This is a genomic window from Caulobacter sp. CCG-8 (genome assembly GCF_037402475.1).
Lineage (GTDB): Bacteria > Pseudomonadota > Alphaproteobacteria > Caulobacterales > Caulobacteraceae > Caulobacter.
Map to the genome: position 1 here is coordinate 25,902 of NZ_JBBEUD010000020.1, position 16,523 is coordinate 42,424.

The following is a 16,523-nucleotide window of genomic DNA, read 5'->3' on the forward strand; positions in this document are numbered from 1 at the left end:
TGGACAAAAGACGATTATTCCTACGTGTTAAATAGAGATAAGGGCGCGGGGCTTTGAGTTTTCCTTCAGGCCCCTCGGCGAGGCCGATGTCGCCGTATGGTCAAGCTACTGGATTCCCGAACGAAAAAAGGCCCGCGCCGAAGCGCGGGCCTATTCGTCAGTGTTCGTCATGTTTGCCCCCGAAGTCCAGGGGGCGGCCCGAAGACTAGAACATCGCACGGCCGGTGAGCTTGAGATTGTAGCGTTTCTGCTTCTTGGCCGCCTCGGCGTTGGCTTCCAGCGCCAGATACGACATCGGCGTGCCGGCCCGCAGGGCGAAGCCCAGGGTGACCGCGCCGTCCTTGTCGTTGGCCGACGCCAGGGTCGCGGTGGGCGCGCCGGCGTAGGTGTAGCTGAAGGTCGTGTCGCCGATCTCGCCGGCCAGCAGCTGGCGATAGCCGACCCGCACTTCCGGACGCCACCACAGGTCGCGGCCGTAGTCGGCGCCGAGCACGATGCCGACGTCGCCGGTCAGGCCGTCGGATTTGCGCTTGTGGACGATCTGGTCGAAGCCGATCCCGCCGCCCGACTCCTTGCGCTCGCCTTCGCTCAGATAGAGGTAGTTCAGATAGCCTTCGGGGCGGACGAAGTAACGGCCGCCGAACTTGGCCTCGTAGGCCGTGCCGGCGAAGGCGTTGAAGGTGTAGCCGTTCCACTTGGCGGTGTTGTGCAGCTGGACGTCGGCCGTGCCGTTGCCGTCCAGGTCGCCGGTGTTGAACGTCCGGTCGCCGTCGTACCAGCCGTAGCCGCCGCCGCCGCCCAGGTTCATGCGCCAGCCGCCGATCGCCCGGCGCCAGTAGGCGCCCAGCTGCAGGTAGTTGCCGGTGGTCTGCTCGCCCACCTTGGCGGCGATGTCGTGCTCTTCGATGCTGACGAAGGCCAGGGTCAGGCCCAGCGCGCCTCCGGCGTCGCCCATGGCCTCGTAGCCGCCGACGAAGCCGAAGGCCTGGGTGTCGGAGCCCATGGAGGCGTCGGTGTCGCGCCGCACCAGGGTGTTGATCTCCTGGACCCACAGGCTGTCGGGCCCGTAGCGGTCGCCCGGATCGGGCCGGAAGGCCGTGGCGGTCGCGATCGCGTGGGTGACGTCCTGCATGGCGGCGAAGAAGCCTTCGCCCTGGTCGGGCATCATCTGGTCGTAGAGGCCCAGATAGCCGTCGTGGGTGGTCTGGGCCAGGTAGGCCTTGGCGATGTTGGCGTCCTTGGTCAGCGCCGCGTTGGTGACGTCGAAGGCCGAGGTCTGGGCCTTGTTCATGCCGATCTCGGCCGCCGTGCGCTGGCGCACGTCCAGATAGACGTTGTTGGTGTCGACGCGGCTGCTGGCCACGTACATGTACGGCGTGCCGCCCAGCAGGTCCTGGTTGATCGTGCCGGCCGTCAGCGTGCCCGCCGTGATGACGGTGTAGCTGGTCGGGGCCGTCAGCAGGCTGTTCAGCCGCAGGCCCAGCTGGGCGCCGGACGCGATGTTGGCCGCGCCCGAGATCACCAGGTGGGTGTTCGTGCCCGACGCCGGGTCGGCGGTGAACAGCAGCTTGCTTTCCGCGCCCAGGGTCAGGCTGGTGGCGTTGATGGTCTCGGCGTTGGCCAGGCCCAGCGAGCCCTTGCCGACATTGATCGCCAGCTGGCCGTCCGAGTCGCGCAGGGCGCCGACCACGGCCGCGCCGCCGCTGATGTTCAGGGCGTCCGCCCCGGCGCCGAAGCTGATGTCGCCGATGACGACGCCGTTCTGGACGTTGAAGGTGTCGGCGCCGGAGCCGAAGTTGATGGCCCCCACGATCGACGGCTCGTCCGCGTCGTCCACGCCGTCGCCGTCCGCGTCGGGGTCGGCCACGCCGTCCTTGCCGTCGTCGCCGTCGTTGACGCCGTTCTGGGTCAGGGTCACGCCGGTGGTGTTGTGGCTGACGTCGATGGCGATCGCCTTGCCGGTGATCACCTCGTTGGTGGCGTCGTTGTCGGCGTCGTCCTTGTCGTCGGCGTCGTCGGTCGCGACGACCGAGGCGCTGATCCGGCCGGTGTTCTCGATGGTGGTCAGCGTGCCGGAATTGTCGATCACGCCGTAGGCGTTGCCCTTTTCGCCGCCCAGGGTGGCCGCGATCGATCCGGCGTTGCGCAGGGTGGTCATGGTCGCGCCGGCGTCGATGGCGACCCCGCGGGCGTCGAAATTGCCTTCCGAGATGCCGAAGACCGAGATCTGGCCCTTGTTCCACAGGGTCGGGACCGACGCGCCGGCCTTGACCTGGAAGGCGGTGGACGTGGCTTCGTAGGCGGTCGCGGTGACCGTGCTGTCGATCCGCGCGCCGCCGGCGAGGGTGGTGGTCTGGCCGGCGTTGCCGCCGATCTGGATCGCGGTGGCCGAGACGCCGTCATAGACGCCGTTGGCCGTGACGCCGCCCTTGCTGACCAGGCCGTAGGCGTTGTCGCCCGTGCCCACCGCGCCGATGGCCACCGAATGGGTGTCCGAGCCGATCAGCAGGGTGGGGGCGGCGCCGTAGCTGACCAGGGCCGCCGTGCCTTCGCTGGCGTCGGCGACGCCGTCGCCGTCCTCGTCGGTCTTGGTCGAGTCGAGGTCCAGCGGCGGGACGTCCAGCAGCACGCCGCCGCTGACATTGGCGGTGACCCGCACGGCCGAACCGCCCTGCAGCAGGTCGTCGGCGTCGAGGATGGCGCGCAGTTCCTTGGTGGACGGGCGCGTGGTGTAGCGGTAGCCGGTCGCGCTCACGCCGCCCTGGACGACGAAGGCGCCGTTGATGTCGCCGTCGATCGCCACGCCGGTGGCGTTCAGGCCCGTCACGCTGGTGGAGCCGTTGATCGAGACCTTGCCGGTCACGGGGGCGGCCACGTGGACGCCGTAGGTGTTGTCGCCGGTGACGGTGATCGCGCCGCCGGTGGTCAGGTTGCCGACCAGGCCGCTCTCCAGCGAGATGCCGGCCGAATTGTTGCCTTCGATCGTGATCGAGCCGGTCGAGCTCTGGACGATGTCGCCGGTGAACACGCCCGGGCCGACCAGGCGGATGCCGTAGCGGTTGGTCCCCTTGGCGAAGGGACCGTCCAGGTCGCCGTCGGGCTTGGCCGCGCCGGAGGCGTCCTTGTCGTCGTCGGTCGGGGTGTAGTCCTCGGTCAGGCTGATGGCGGCGTTGTTGGTCACCGAGCCGGTCGTGCCGCCCTGGATCAGGACGCCCGTCGAGTTGTCGACGCCGACCGAGGTCAGGCCGTTGCCGCCCAGGGTGACCTTGTTGTTGCTGTTCACGGTGACCATCGGGCCGGCCGTGGTCAGGGTGATCCCCCCGCCCGTGTCGACCTTCACGTCGTCGGCCGTATTGGTCGACGAGGCCGTCGCGGTGGCGATCGGCGTCGTGCGGGCCGTTGTGATGACCGTCTCAGCATAAGCGCCGAACGCCATGGCCAGGAGAGGAGCGGTTGCGACTGTCGCGACCAGGACCTTGCGCTGCATTCCGAACGACACCTTAGAGATAAACCCAGACCCCAGATTGCGGCACGTTGCGGCGAAATTGCGGTGCTTTCCGTCAACGTCGCGCTACGAGGCGTTTGACGGTCTATCGCAAGCGTTCACAGGGCGCCATATCTGGATCGCCGAATCCTCCCTTCGCCGTAATCGAGACTGCCGCATGCCGATGGCCTCGCCGTCCTCGTCAGCCCGTTCCGACGGGTCCGCCAGCACGCCCCTGGGCGTCTGGGGCGTTGTCCTGGCCGGGCCCGGGGCCCTTCTGGCCCTGGCGGCGGCGGGCGGCGCCAACACCGCCGCGGCGGTGCCCCTGGCCCTGGCCAGCGGCGTAACCGGCTATGTCCTGGCCCGCCGGGCCCTGAGGCGATCCGCCGACCAGGCCGTCCCGGCGCCCGTTCCGGCCGCGCTGGACCAGCCGCCGCCGTTCGGCCTGATTCTGGAGACCCTGCCCGATCCCCTGATGGTCATCGCCGCCGAGGAGGCCGACGACCTGACCGGCCGGCGGTTCGTGTTCGCCAACGCCGCGGCGCGCGAGCTGTTCAAGCTGCAGCCGCGCGGCGGGCTGCTGGTCTCGGCCCTGCGCAGCCCGCAGGTGCTGGAGGCGGTGGACGAGAGCCTGTTCGGCGGCGTGCGGCGCTCGGTCGACTATGTCGGCGGCGGGGCCCAGGGCCGCGAATGGGCGGCGCACTGCGCGCCGCTGGGCGTGGACGAGCGCGGATCGCGCCTGGCGCTGCTGGTGCTGCGCGACGAGACCGATTCCCGCCGCAGCGAGCGCACCCGGGCCGACTTCCTGGCCAACGCCAGCCACGAGCTGCGCACGCCCCTGGCCTCGCTGTCGGGCTTCATCGAGACCCTGCGAGGCCACGCCAAGGACGACGTCGGCGCGCGCGACCGGTTCCTGGGCATCATGCAGGCCCAGGCCGAGCGGATGGCGCGGCTGATCGACGACCTGATGAGCCTGTCGCGAATCGAGCTCAACGAGCACATCCCGCCGCTGGGCCAGGTGGACCTGGCCATGGCGACGATCGACGTCCTGGACGCCCTGGCCCCCCAGACCAAGGACAAGGCCGTGACCTTCGACCCCGTCCTGCCGCCGCGCGGGGCGGCCGTGGTCGAGGGCGACCGCGACCAGATCGTCCAGGTGATCCAGAACCTGGTCGACAACGCCATCAAGTACACGCCGCGCGAGGGCGTGGTGCGGGTCGAGATCTTCTCGGGCCTGACCGCCGACATGGCCGCCGCGCCGCGCGACCCGGTCGCCGCCCGAATGTCGCTGCTGACCCCCGACCACGCGGTGGAGGAGCGCTACGCCTCCCTGCGGGTCAGCGACCGCGGTCCCGGCATGGCGCGCGAGCACCTGCCGCGCCTGACCGAGCGATTCTACCGGGTCGAGGGCCAGAAGAGCGGCGAGCGGTCCGGCACCGGCCTGGGCCTGGCCATCGTCAAGCACATCATGAACCGCCACCGCGGCGGCATGACGGTGGAGAGCGTCCAGGGCGAAGGGGCGACGTTCGGGGTCTATTTCCCGATGGCCCGGACCTCGTCCGAGCCTTCCGGCGGCCCCTCGGAGACCCCCGCTCCGGACGCCGTCCCGGGCGCTGTCGCAAAACTGTCGTGAAAACGTCGCATAAGGTCGGCGCCCGCCCGGCATAGATCGGCGTGGGCGGTACGGCGCGTCGTGCGCCGTCACCGCATCCCTTGCAAGACCCCGCCGCACGCATGCTGACCTGGCTCTCGCTCCTGTTCCTCGCCCTGTTCTCAGGCGCGGCCTTCATGGCCGGCCGAAGCCGCGCGCTGAAGTCCTCCGGCGGCTCCAAGGCCAAGCTGCACTCGCTGCCGAACTACTACGGCCTGTACGCCGCCCTGTGGGCCGGCGCCCCGGCGGCGCTGCTGCTGCTGCTGGGCGCCACCTTCGGCGGCCGGGTCGAGGACGCCATGCTGCAGGCCCAGCGGCCGGCGGCGGTCCAGGCCCTGACCCCCGACCGCCAGGACGTGTTCTTCAGCGACGTCAACGCCGTGGCCACCGGCCAGGCCGCCAGCGAGGTCAGCTATGACGGTCCGCTGCGGGCCGCCTTCGACGCCAAGGTCGTCGAGGCCAAGCGCATCGACGGCATCGTCAGCTATTCGGTCCTGGGCCTGGCCGGCCTGCTGGCCCTGGCCGGCTTCCTGTTGGCCACCCCGCGCATCAACACCGAGTTCCGCGCCCGCAACCGGGTCGAGGGCTGGATCGCCGGCGTGCTGATCGCCTGCTCGATCGCCGCCGTCCTGACCACGCTCGGCATCGTGATGTCGCTGATCTACGAGAGCTGGCGCTTCTTCGAGAGCGTCTCGCCGCTCAGCTTCCTGTTCGGCACCGAATGGGCCCCGCAGATCGCCATGCGCGCCGATCAGGTGGCCTCGTCGGGCGCCTTCGGAGCCGTGCCGCTGTTCGCCGGCACCTTCCTGGTGATGCTGATCGCCATGCTGGTGGCCGCGCCGATCGGCCTCTACTCGGCGATCTACCTGTCGGAATACGCCGGCCGGAGCATGCGGGCGACCATCAAGCCGCTGCTGGAGATCCTGGCCGGGGTGCCGACCGTGGTCTACGGCTTCTTCGCCGCCCTGACCGTGGGTCCGCTGTTCCGCGCCTTCTTCAACGGCATCGGCGAGCAGATGGCCGGCGGCCCGCTGGACGGGATCGCCCAGTACCTGATGCAGGTCCAGAACCAGATGGCCCTGGTGGCCGGGGTGGTGATGGGCATCATGCTGATCCCCTTCGTCTCCTCGCTGTCGGACGACATCATCAACGCCGTGCCCCAGTCGCTCCGCGACGGCAGCTACGCCATGGGCGCGACCAAGTCCGAGACCGTCAAGAAGGTGGTCCTGCCCGCCGCCCTGCCGGGGATCATGGCCGCCATGCTGCTGGCCGTGTCCCGCGCCGTGGGCGAGACCATGATCGTCACCATGGCCGCCGGCCTGCAGGCCAAGCTGACCGCCAACCCGCTGGACACCGTCACCACCGTGACCGTCCAGATCGTCACCCTGCTGACCGGGGACCAGGAATTCGACAGCCCCAAGACGCTGTCGGCCTTCGGCCTGGGCCTGACCCTGTTCGTGGTCACCCTGGGCCTCAACATCATCGCCCTGCGCATCGTCCAGAAGTACCGGGAACAATATGACTGACGCTTCCCTGTCCCCGTCGGGCATCTCTCCCGGCGCTCCCGCCGCTCGCCCGGCCGAGTCGGCCCGCGACGCGCTGCTCAAGAAGCGCCACCGCTCCGAGAAGCTGTTCCGCGCCCAGGGCATGGCGGCGATCGTCGTCGCCATGATCTTCCTGGTCGTGCTGGTCGGCCGCATCGTGGCCCAGGGCTACTCGACCTTCGAGACCCACACCCTGACGGTGCCGGTCTACCTGAACCCCGAGCGCATCGACGTGAACGCCCTGGAGGGCGTGAACTACGACTACATCGTCGCCGAGGCGATGATGAAGAAGCTGGGCGTTCAGGACGACGACCTGGGCACGACGTCGGGCAAGATCATGGACCTGACCTCGCGCGACTTCGGCAACCAGCTGTTGCAGATGGTCAAGAAGGACCGCTCGCTGATCGGCAAGACGGTCAACGTCACCGGTTCGGTCAAGGCCGACGCCGATCTCTACTACAAGGGCGAGATCAAGCGCTCGACCGCCGAGGAAGACCGCAAGCTCGACAACCAGCAGCTGGACTGGCTGGACCGGCTGAAGAAGGACGGCACCGTCCAGACCGGCTTCAACACCAAGTTCTTCACCAACTCCGACTCGACCGAGCCCGAGCAGGCCGGCGTCTGGGGCGCGGTGATCGGCTCGGCCATGATGCTGTTCATCACCGCCATGATCGCCATCCCGGTGGGCGTGCTGGCCGCGGTCTATCTGGAGGAGTTCGCGCCCAAGAACCGCTGGACCGACATCATCGAGGTCAACATCAACAACCTGGCCGCCGTGCCGTCGATCGTCTACGGCCTGCTGGGCCTGGCCCTGTTCATCAACTGGCTGCACGTGCCGCGCGGCTCGCCGCTGGTGGGCGGCCTGGTGCTGGCCCTGATGGCCCTGCCGACCGTGATCATCGCCACCCGCAGCTCGCTGAAGGCCGTGCCGCCCTCGATCCGCGAAGCCGCCCTGGGCGTCGGCGCCTCCAAGGCCCAGACCGTGTTCCACCACGTGCTGCCGCTGGCCATGCCCGGCGTGATGACCGGCGCCATCCTGTCGCTGGCCCACGCCCTGGGCGAGACCGCCCCGCTGCTGATGATCGGCATGGTCGCCTTCGTGCCCGGCGCCCCGGAGAACTTCGCCAGCTCGGCCACCGTCCTGCCGGTCCAGGTCTTCATCTGGGAGAACGCCTCGGAACGCGCCTTCCACGAACGCACCGCCGCGGCCATCATCGTGCTGCTGGTGTTCATGATCCTGATGAACGCCACCGCCGTGATCCTGCGTCGCCGCTTCGAACGCCGGTGGTAGACCGATGACCTTCCTCAATCCCCTCGCTTCTCCCCTTTCGCTGGGACACGCCATGCCGACCGAAAACCGCGACGACACGATCGCCGCCGCCCAACACTCTGGGGCCCCGACCCTGGCCTCGGCGATCCCCGCCGGCCACGGCCACGCCACGACCAGCGAGTTCAAGATCCGCGCTCGCGACGTCAACGTCTTCTACGGCGAGAAACAGGCGCTGTTCGACGTCAGCCTGGACGTGCCGGCCAAGTCGGTCACCGCCTTCATCGGCCCGTCGGGCTGCGGCAAGTCGACCTTCCTGCGCTGCATCAACCGGATGAACGACACCATCCCGTCGGCCAAGGTGCTGGGCTCGATCGAGATCGACGGCAGCGACGTCAACGCCAAGAGCGTCGATCCGGTGGTGTTGCGCTCGCGCGTGGGCATGGTGTTCCAGAAGCCGAACCCGTTCCCCAAGACGATCTTCGAGAACGTCGCCTACGGCCCCAAGATCCACGGCCTGGCCTCGCGCAAGGACGAGCTGGAAGCCATCGTCGAGAGCAGCCTGAAGAAGGCCGGCCTCTGGAACGAGGTCTCCGACCGCCTGCACCAGCCCGGCACCGGCCTGTCCGGCGGCCAGCAGCAGCGCCTGGTCATCGCCCGCGCCATCGCCGTCAGCCCGGAAGTGATCCTGATGGACGAGCCCTGCTCGGCCCTCGACCCGATCGCCACCGCCAAGATCGAGGAGCTGATCGACGAGCTGCGCAGCCAGTTCTGCATCGTCATCGTCACCCACTCGATGGCCCAGGCCGCCCGCGTGTCGCAGAAGACCGCCTTCTTCCACCTGGGCAAGCTGGTCGAGAGCGGCCCGACCGAGGAGATGTTCACCAATCCTCGCGACACCCGCACGCAAGACTACATCACCGGCCGCTTCGGCTAACCGGCAGGGATCGAGACCAGACATGACCGAGCATACCGTCAAGTCCTACGGCGAAGAGCTGAACCACCTCACGGCCGAGGTCACCCGCATGGGCGGCCTGGCCGAGGCCCAGGTGGCCGACGCCATCGAGTGCATCGCCCGCCGCGACGCGCCCCTGGCCCAGCAGGTGGTGGCCCGCGACGAGCGGCTGGACACCCTGCAGGCCGAGATCGAGCGCAAGGCCTTCAAGCTGATCGCCCTGCGCCAGCCAATGGCCGTGGACCTGCGCCACGCCGTGGCCGCCCTGAAGATCTCGATGAGCCTGGAACGCTGCGGCGACATGGCCAAGAACATCGGCAAGCGCGCCCTGATCCTGACCGAGGCCGACCCGATGAGCGCCCTGACCCGCTCGATCGAGCGCATGGGCCGCCTGGTCCAGGGCCGCCTGAAGGACGTGCTGGACGCCTACACCGCCTCGGACCTGCAGCGCGCCATCGGCGTGTGGGGCCGCGACGAGGAGGTGGACGAGCACTACAACGCCATCTTCCGCGAACTGCTGACCTACATGATGGGCGACCCCCGGACGATCAATCCGTGCGCTCATCTGCTGTTCGTCGCCAAGAACCTCGAGCGCATCGGCGACCACGCCACCAACATCGCCGAGATCATCCATTTCGAGCTGACCGGCGAGGAGATCATCTCCCAGCGTCCCAAGCTCGAGCTGTCGAAGTAACGAAGAGGGCCGGCCGAAGTGACTCCTTACGTTCTGGTGGTCGAAGACGAAGACGCCCTGGCCACCCTGCTGCACTACAACCTCGACAAGGAAGGCTACGTCGTCGGCGTGGCCGGCGACGGCGAGGAAGCCCTGACCATGGCCTCCGAGCGCGCGCCCGACCTGGTGATCCTGGACTGGATGCTGCCCAAGGTCTCGGGAATCGAGGTCTGCCGCCGCCTGCGCGGCCGCTCGGAAACCCGCAACGTGCCGATCATCATGCTGACGGCGCGCGGCGAGGAGAGCGACCGCATCCGGGGCCTGGACACCGGGGCCGACGACTACGTGGTCAAGCCGTTCTCGATGATCGAGCTGACGGCCCGCGTCCGCGCCGTCCTGCGCCGTATCCGCCCGGGCCTGGCCGACGACCGCATCACGGTCGGCGACATCGTCATCGACCGCGTCGCCCATCGCGTGAAGCGCCAGGGCAAGGAGGTCCACCTGGGCCCGACCGAGTTCCGCCTGCTCGACTACCTGATGCAGCACCCGGGCCGGGTGTTCAGCCGCGAACAGCTGCTGGACGCCGTCTGGGGCTCGGACGTCTATGTCGAGGCCCGGACCGTGGACGTGCACATCGGGCGTCTGCGCAAGGCGCTGAACGGCGACGTGGACGGGGATCCGATCCGGACCGTGCGTTCGGCGGGATATTCGCTGGATCTCGACGCGGCGTAAGCTCCCGGTTGCATCGACGCGTCAGCTGTTGTCCCTTGCCCAGTGCTTTGGGGGAACAGATGGCGCGTACGATCCTGAAAACCTTGGTCGGCCTGGCTCTGGCCGCCGCCTGCCATGGCCTGGCCTATGCCGGACCCGTCGAGGACGGGTTGGAGGCGGCCAAGCGGAACGACTACGCGACGGCGCTGAAGCTCTGGACGCCCGCCGCCGAGCAAGGCGATCCCACCGCGCAATCCTATCTGGCCCGCCTCTATCTGATGGGCTGGGGCGTGCCGCAGGACCATGCCAAGGCCGCCGCCTGGTATCGCAAGGCGGCGGAGCAGGGGAACACCGCGGCGCAGAACAATCTTGGGACCCTGTACGAACACGGCGACGGCGTTCCGCAGGACTATGCCCAAGCCCTGGTTTGGTTTCGCAAGGCGGCCGACGCTCATGCGCTGGAGGCCTACATCAACGTCGGCCGGGCGTACGAGGAAGGACGCGGCGTGAAACAGAGCTGCGAGGAAGCCGTGTCCTGGTATCGGCGAGCGGTGCAGGGCGGCTATCCCGAAGCCCGCATCGCCTGGCCCCATTGCTCAAATCCCTGATCACCCTCCTTCGCGGCTGAAGCCGGGGTCCTCGGAACAAGTCCGAGGATGACGGACGATGGGGCGAGCGCGGGCCGGGGACATGCCCTTGGGCGTGTCCCCATCGGCAAGCGCCGCGCCCGGACTTGGGGACACGCCCAAGGGCATGTCCCCGCTCGTAGCCCGCCTCGGCTTTCGCGCCGATGCGCCCACCTGCTACACCCGGCCCATGGCCCAGCTCGACTCCGCCCCCGACGCCTACGACCCCCTGACCCCCGTGCCCGCCGAGCGCCGGGCGCTGGGCGGGCTCGACGCGTTCTCCCTGTGGTTCAGCCTGGGCATCGGCCTGCTGGTCCTGCAGGCCGGCGCGTTCCTGGTCCCGGGGCTGAGCCTGGGCGCGGCCCTGGCGGCGATCGTCGTCGGGTCGGTGCTGGGGGCGCTGCTGCTGGCGGCCGCCGGGGTGGTGGGGGCCGACACCGGGCTTTCGGCCATGGGGTCGCTGCGGCTGGCCCTGGGCGCGCGCGGGGCGGCGGTCCCGGCCGTGCTGAACGCCGTCCAGCTGACCGGCTGGGGCGCGTTCGAGATCATCGCCATGCGCGACTCCGCCGACGCCCTGGTCAAGCAGACCTTCGGCTTTTCCAGCCCCCTGCTGTGGACCCTGGCCTTCGGCGCCCTGGCCACCGGCCTGGCGGTGATGGGGCCGGTGTCGTTCGTGCGGCGGTTCCTCCGGGCCTGGGGCCTGTGGCTGCTGCTGGCGGGCGCGGGCTGGCTGACCTGGCGGCTGCTGGCCGACCATGACCTGGGCGCCCTGATGGCCAGGGCCGGGACGGGCGAGATGGGCTTCGGAGCCGGGGTCGACCTGGTGGTGGCTATGCCGCTGTCGTGGCTGCCGCTGATCGCCGACTACACCCGCTTCGGCCGCTCGCCGCGCGGCATGTTCCGGGGCGCCTTCGTCGGCTACCTGCTGGCCAATGTCTGGTTCATGGGCCTGGGCGCGGCCTACGCCCTGGTCGCCGGGGGCGGCGAAGGGCTGCTGCTGTCGGCCCTGGCGGCCAGCGGCGGCGGGATCGCCCTGCTGCTGATCGTCATCGACGAGACCGACAACACCTTCGCCGACATCCATTCGGCCGCCGTCTCGACCGCCACCCTGGTCCGGGTGGGACCCGCTCGCCTGGCCGTGGGCTTCGGCGTCGTCTGCACGGCCATCGCCCTGCTGGCCCCGATGGCCCGCTACGAGACCTTCCTGCTGCTGATCGGCTCGGTGTTCGCGCCGCTGTTCGGCGTGCTGCTGGCCGACCACTTCATCGTCCGCCGCCGCCGGGCGGAGGCCGCCGGGGCGCTGAACCTGGCCGGCCTCCTGGCCTGGGCGGTCGGCGTCGGCGCCTACCAGGTCCTGACCCGGCAGGCGCCCGACCTGGGCGCCACCCTGCCGTCGTTCGCGACGGCGGCGGGGGTCTATCTGGCGCTGCGGGCCGTGCCCCGCCGCCCCGCCTAGGGCGGGCGCCGGCGATCAGACCGCCACCGGGCCCGGCTCGACGGTCCAGTAGTTGCCGTTCTTCTCGGTGGTGATCCATTCGCCCATGAACCACCGGCTGTCCTGCGTCAGCCGCTGGTCGCGGAAGTGCACGTTGTCGAGATGGATCCGCTCGCCGTAGCGCAGCGGCCCGCCCGGATTGTCCAGCTTGCGGATCACCCAGGTCTGCTTGTCGCGATTGACGCCTTCCAGATACTCGTCGTGGTAGTAGCAGTCGTGGGAGTCGGCCCACGCCCCCAGGATGTTGCGGGCCCCGGGGCCGGGCTCGCGCGACACCAGCAGGACCTTCGAGCCGTTGTGGATCTCGGTCGGCGGATCGGTGGCCTGGGTGACGAACGACACCGGCGCCTTCTTGTCGTCCAGCCGCGGGAAATAGGCGGCGATGTCGTAGGCCACCAGCAGGTCGAGGATCGCCTGGGACAGCACCGAGCCGCCGCCGGCCACCTTCAGCGTGCAGTAGGCGGGCGCCAGGTACTTCCCGTTCTGGTTCTTCAGATGGAAGGTCTGGCCGTAGAGCACCGGCTCGCCGGCGCGGCGCTGGACGTCGACGAACGGCAGGATGGGATCGGTGCGCGGCGTGGTCAGGGTCACCGCGTGGGCGAAGCTGGGGGCGTTCTTGGCCCGCTCGCCGAACTGGGGCACCAGGTCCGGGCGCTTGAGCTTCTCCATCATGGTGGTGATCACCGAGGCGTGGTCGAACGGCGTCTCGGTCTTGGACCGGAACACCGAGCCCTTCTGGACATAGGGCGAGACCACGATGGTCGGCACCCGCGCGCCCAGGCGGTCGAACTTGAACTTGGCGCTGTTCTCGTAGGGCGGCTTGCCCGAGCCCCACGGCGGCTTGACCTTGCCGGCCTTCAGGTCGGCGGTCTGGTGGTCGAACGAGCCCACGAACTCGTCGAAGGTGATCAGCAGCAGGGTCTTTTCCCAGGCCGCCTTGTTGGCGATCAGGCTGGAATAGATCTCCTTCACGAACTGCTCGCCGGCCAGCACGCTGCCGGGCGGGTGGTAGTCGTTGCCCAGGGCCGAGAACAGGTTCTCGTAGCCCTTGTTGTCGACGGTGCTGTGGGCGATCGACCAGAAGGGCTCGATGTAGCTGAACTTCGGCAGCCGGCCCGAGCGCGCCAGGTAGTGGAAGTCGCTGGTCTTGCGGAAGCGCGAGGCCGCGCCGGGGATCTTGTCCTTGATCTGCGGGAACAGCCGCCACGTGTAGCAGGAGTCCAGGTTCCCGGACGTCAGGCTCTTCAGGTAGTCGGTGTAGGGCGACAGGGCGTCAAAGATCTGGCGGATGCCCGGGATGAACCGGGCGATGGTGGTGACCTCGTTCAGCAGGGTCGAGATCTTCTGCGGCAGGTAGCTGGTCTCGTAGAACACGGCCCAGTCGGCCCCGGCCGTGGCCAGGGCGTTGAAGATGGTCGGCGCGTTGACCCGGTCGTCGCCGATCGCCATGCCGACCAGTTCCTGGATCTTCTTGGCGCGGGGATCGGTCTCCAGGTCGCCGTTGTTGATCATGCCGTTCGAGGTGCCGCACATCAGGAACGAGCGGTTGGGATTGGTCTGGGACGGGACCGAGGCGTGCCAGGCGTCGCTGACGGCGTAGTGGCGGGCCAGCTGGTTCAGGACGGGCGCCTGGGCCTGGGTGAAGCTCTGCATCACCATCGGCCCCAGGCGGCGGATGTCGGCGTCGCTGAGCTTGCGGTGCTTGAGCACCTGGACGAAGTCCTCCAGCACCCCCTTCATGCTGGGAAGCGTGTTCGGCGGCGGCGACTGGGTGTTGTAGAACTGGGTCAGGACCTGCTGGAACGACTCGCCGGGCGCGAAGTCGGGCACCGTGAAGCCGGTCACCCCGCGCGTCGGCTTGGCGGAGAGCGTGCCGTTCAGCGCCGTGTTGACGAAGTTGTCGAGATTGACCCCCTGCAGCCCGCGATAGGGCGCGGTGGCCGGCGGGATGAAGGCCGGCGCGTCCCGCTCGTAGGTCCAGCCCAGCAGGCTGTCGAACGTGCGGTTCTCCAGCATCAGCACGACGACGTGTTCGATCTTGTCGAGCGACATGGCGCTTCCCCCGTGACTTATGGTTGTGGCGGAAAGCTGCTCTCGATAAGAGAGTTGTGTCAACCTTCAACTTATGAGCGTCCTTGTCGCCCTCGGTCATCGGCGTCGAGTTCGACCGTCATTCGTCTTGACCGCGCGGCCCGGCCACGCGACACCCCGGCCTCATGGAAAAGCTGAACATCCTCCTCGTCGGGTCCGGCGGGCGCGAGCACGCCCTGGCCTGGAAGATCGCCCAGTCGCCGCTCTGTGGGCGGCTCGTCGCCGCGCCGGGCAATCCCGGCATCGCCCAGGTCGCCGAGCTGAAGCCGGTCAAGGTCACCGACGTGGCGGGCCTGGTCGCCCTGGCGCGGGAGATCGCCGCCGACCTGGTGGTGGTGGGGCCGGAATCGGCGCTGGAGGTCGGCCTGGCCGACAAACTGGCCAAGGTCGGGATCCCCTGCTTCGGCGGCAGCCGAAAGGCCGCCCAGTTGGAGACCTCCAAGGCCTTCACCAAGGACTTCTGCAAGCGTCACGGCCTGCCGACGGCGGCCTACGGCGTGTTCACCGACGCCGCCTCGGCCGGGACCTTCCTCGACACCCTGACCGCCCCGTTCGTGATCAAGGCCGACGGCCTGGCGGCGGGCAAGGGCGTGGTGATCGCCGCCACGCGCGACGAGGCCGACGCCGCCGTACTGGACATGCTGGGCGGCCGCTTCGGCTCGGCCGGCGCCCGGGTGGTGATCGAGGAGTTCATGCACGGCGAGGAGGCCTCGCTGTTCGCGATCTGCGACGGCAAGACGGCGGTGTTCTTCGGCGCGGCCCAGGACCACAAGCGCGCCTATGACGGCGACGAGGGCCCCAACACCGGCGGCATGGGCACGTATTCGCCGCCGCCGGTCCTGACCCAGGCCCTGGTCGACCAGGCCTGGCGCGAGCTGATCGTCCCCACCGTCGAGGGCATGGCCGCCGAGGGCTCGCCCTATGTGGGCGTGCTCTATGCCGGCCTGATGCTGACGCCGCAGGGGCCCAAGCTGGTCGAGTACAACGCCCGCTTCGGCGATCCGGAGTGCCAGACCTTGATGCTGCGCCTGGAGAGCGACATCGTCCCGATCCTGCTGGCGGCGGCGCGAGGTCAGCTGGCCTCGGCCGACAAGCCGGCGTGGCGCGACGAGGCGGCGATCTGCGTGGTGCTGGCGGCGCAGGGCTATCCCGACAAGCCGGTCACCGGCGGCGTCATCCAGGGCGCGGAGTCCGACTACGGCCACGAGGCCGAGATCTTCCACGCCGGCACGGCCCGCGACGCCGAGGGCCGTCTGGTGGCGTCGGGCGGCCGGGTGCTGAACGTCTGCGCCCTGGGCGCCACCCTGCACGAGGCCCGCGACGTGGCCTATGCGGCCCTGGGCACGATCTCGCTGGAAGGCGGGTTCTATCGCAACGACATCGGCTGGCGGGCGCTGAGCCAGCACGGCTGAGGCAATAATCCGTTGTCATCCCGGAAAGCGCGTAGCGCTTGTCCGGGACCCAGGTGAACCGCAAGGCCTTCGCCCAGTCCCCTGGGTCCCGGACAGCCTCTACGAGGCTTCCGGGATGACAACAATGAGAGGTTTACCCCCGGTGCGCCACCTCCACCAGGATGTCGCCCGGCGCGGTCAGGTAGAAGGCGAAGGCCCCGTGCTGCATCGCCGGCGGTTCGACGGCCAGGCCGCCGGCCGCCATGCGGGCCTGGAGGTCGGACACCGCCGCCCGGCTGTCCAGATGGAAGCCGATGTGGAACGGGATCGGCCAGGTCCGGGCCCCGTCGCGGCGCAGGCGGCTGAGCACCAGCACCAGGCCGGCGGGATCGCGCAGGATGGACAGGCCGTCCTGGCCCAGGGTCCGCTCGTGGGTGAAGCCCAGCCAGGTCTGGAAGAAGTCCCGCGTCGCGGCGACGTCGGGCACGGGCAGGTCGATATGGTTCAGGCGCATGGCGCTCTCCTTCGGTTGAGGCGCGGCGCACGGAGGTTCGATCGGGATTGACCAGGACCACGCACGCCGAGCCGGCGGCGCGTGATCGCGCCGTCGTCTCGCCGTGGGTCCCTGCCGTGAG

Annotated in this window: 12 protein-coding genes; 9 read left to right on the top strand and 3 right to left on the bottom strand. The window is 69.3% G+C overall.

From position 1 onward, the window contains the following. Window positions 1-205 precede the first annotated feature (205 nt). Entirely contained in the window at window positions 206-3,487 is a 3,282-nt protein-coding gene (locus WAE60_RS18465; protein WP_337687810.1) for an autotransporter domain-containing protein, read from the bottom strand. Window positions 3,488-3,662: 175 nt separating this feature from the next. Between WAE60_RS18465 and WAE60_RS18470 the strand changes: the two genes are divergently transcribed. The 8 genes from WAE60_RS18470 (at window position 3,663) to cytX (ending at window position 12,367) form a co-directional block, all read left to right on the top strand. Next, window positions 3,663-5,117: an ATP-binding protein gene (locus WAE60_RS18470; RefSeq protein WP_029908821.1), complete on the top strand. Its 1,455-nt coding sequence runs from the start codon at window positions 3,663-3,665 to the stop codon at window positions 5,115-5,117. A 101-nt stretch (window positions 5,118-5,218) separates the two neighbouring features. After that, the gene (gene pstC / locus WAE60_RS18475) at window positions 5,219-6,661 is read left to right on the top strand and encodes a phosphate ABC transporter permease subunit PstC (RefSeq protein ID WP_029908819.1); all 1,443 of its coding nucleotides are present in this window, start codon (window positions 5,219-5,221) and stop codon (window positions 6,659-6,661) included. After that, on the top strand, window positions 6,654-7,970 hold the full coding sequence (pstA, locus tag WAE60_RS18480; protein ID WP_029908817.1) for a phosphate ABC transporter permease PstA: 1,317 nt from the start codon (window positions 6,654-6,656) through the stop codon (window positions 7,968-7,970). The genes pstC and pstA overlap by 8 nt, the downstream gene beginning before the upstream one ends. Before the next feature lie 4 nt (window positions 7,971-7,974). Continuing rightward, the gene (pstB, locus tag WAE60_RS18485; protein WP_337687811.1) at window positions 7,975-8,883 is read left to right on the top strand and encodes a phosphate ABC transporter ATP-binding protein PstB; all 909 of its coding nucleotides are present in this window, start codon (window positions 7,975-7,977) and stop codon (window positions 8,881-8,883) included. Between the two features lie 22 nt (window positions 8,884-8,905). Beyond that, window positions 8,906-9,595: a phosphate signaling complex protein PhoU gene (gene phoU / locus WAE60_RS18490; protein ID WP_029908814.1), complete on the top strand. Its 690-nt coding sequence runs from the start codon at window positions 8,906-8,908 to the stop codon at window positions 9,593-9,595. An 18-nt stretch (window positions 9,596-9,613) separates the two neighbouring features. Continuing rightward, window positions 9,614-10,306: a phosphate regulon transcriptional regulator PhoB gene (gene phoB / locus WAE60_RS18495; protein WP_012288542.1), complete on the top strand. Its 693-nt coding sequence runs from the start codon at window positions 9,614-9,616 to the stop codon at window positions 10,304-10,306. A gap of 59 nt (window positions 10,307-10,365) precedes the next feature. Beyond that, window positions 10,366-10,893, top strand: a complete 528-nt coding sequence (locus WAE60_RS18500; RefSeq protein ID WP_081916563.1) for a tetratricopeptide repeat protein — start codon at window positions 10,366-10,368, stop codon at window positions 10,891-10,893. Between the two features lie 145 nt (window positions 10,894-11,038). Continuing rightward, on the top strand, window positions 11,039-12,367 hold the full coding sequence (gene cytX, locus WAE60_RS18505) for a putative hydroxymethylpyrimidine transporter CytX (protein WP_337687812.1): 1,329 nt from the start codon (window positions 11,039-11,041) through the stop codon (window positions 12,365-12,367). 15 nt (window positions 12,368-12,382) lie between these two features. Here cytX and WAE60_RS18510 read toward each other — a convergent pair whose 3' ends face one another. Further along, complete coding sequence (locus WAE60_RS18510) at window positions 12,383-14,458, bottom strand: alkaline phosphatase family protein (RefSeq protein WP_337687813.1); 2,076 nt, start codon at window positions 14,456-14,458, stop codon at window positions 12,383-12,385. Between the two features lie 164 nt (window positions 14,459-14,622). On the opposite strand from WAE60_RS18510, the gene purD reads away from it, so the two are divergent. Next, window positions 14,623-15,909, top strand: a complete 1,287-nt coding sequence (gene purD / locus WAE60_RS18515) for a phosphoribosylamine--glycine ligase (protein WP_337687814.1) — start codon at window positions 14,623-14,625, stop codon at window positions 15,907-15,909. 133 nt (window positions 15,910-16,042) lie between these two features. Here purD and WAE60_RS18520 read toward each other — a convergent pair whose 3' ends face one another. After that, complete coding sequence (locus WAE60_RS18520) at window positions 16,043-16,402, bottom strand: VOC family protein (RefSeq protein WP_337687815.1); 360 nt, start codon at window positions 16,400-16,402, stop codon at window positions 16,043-16,045. Between the last annotated feature and the right edge of the window lie 121 nt (window positions 16,403-16,523).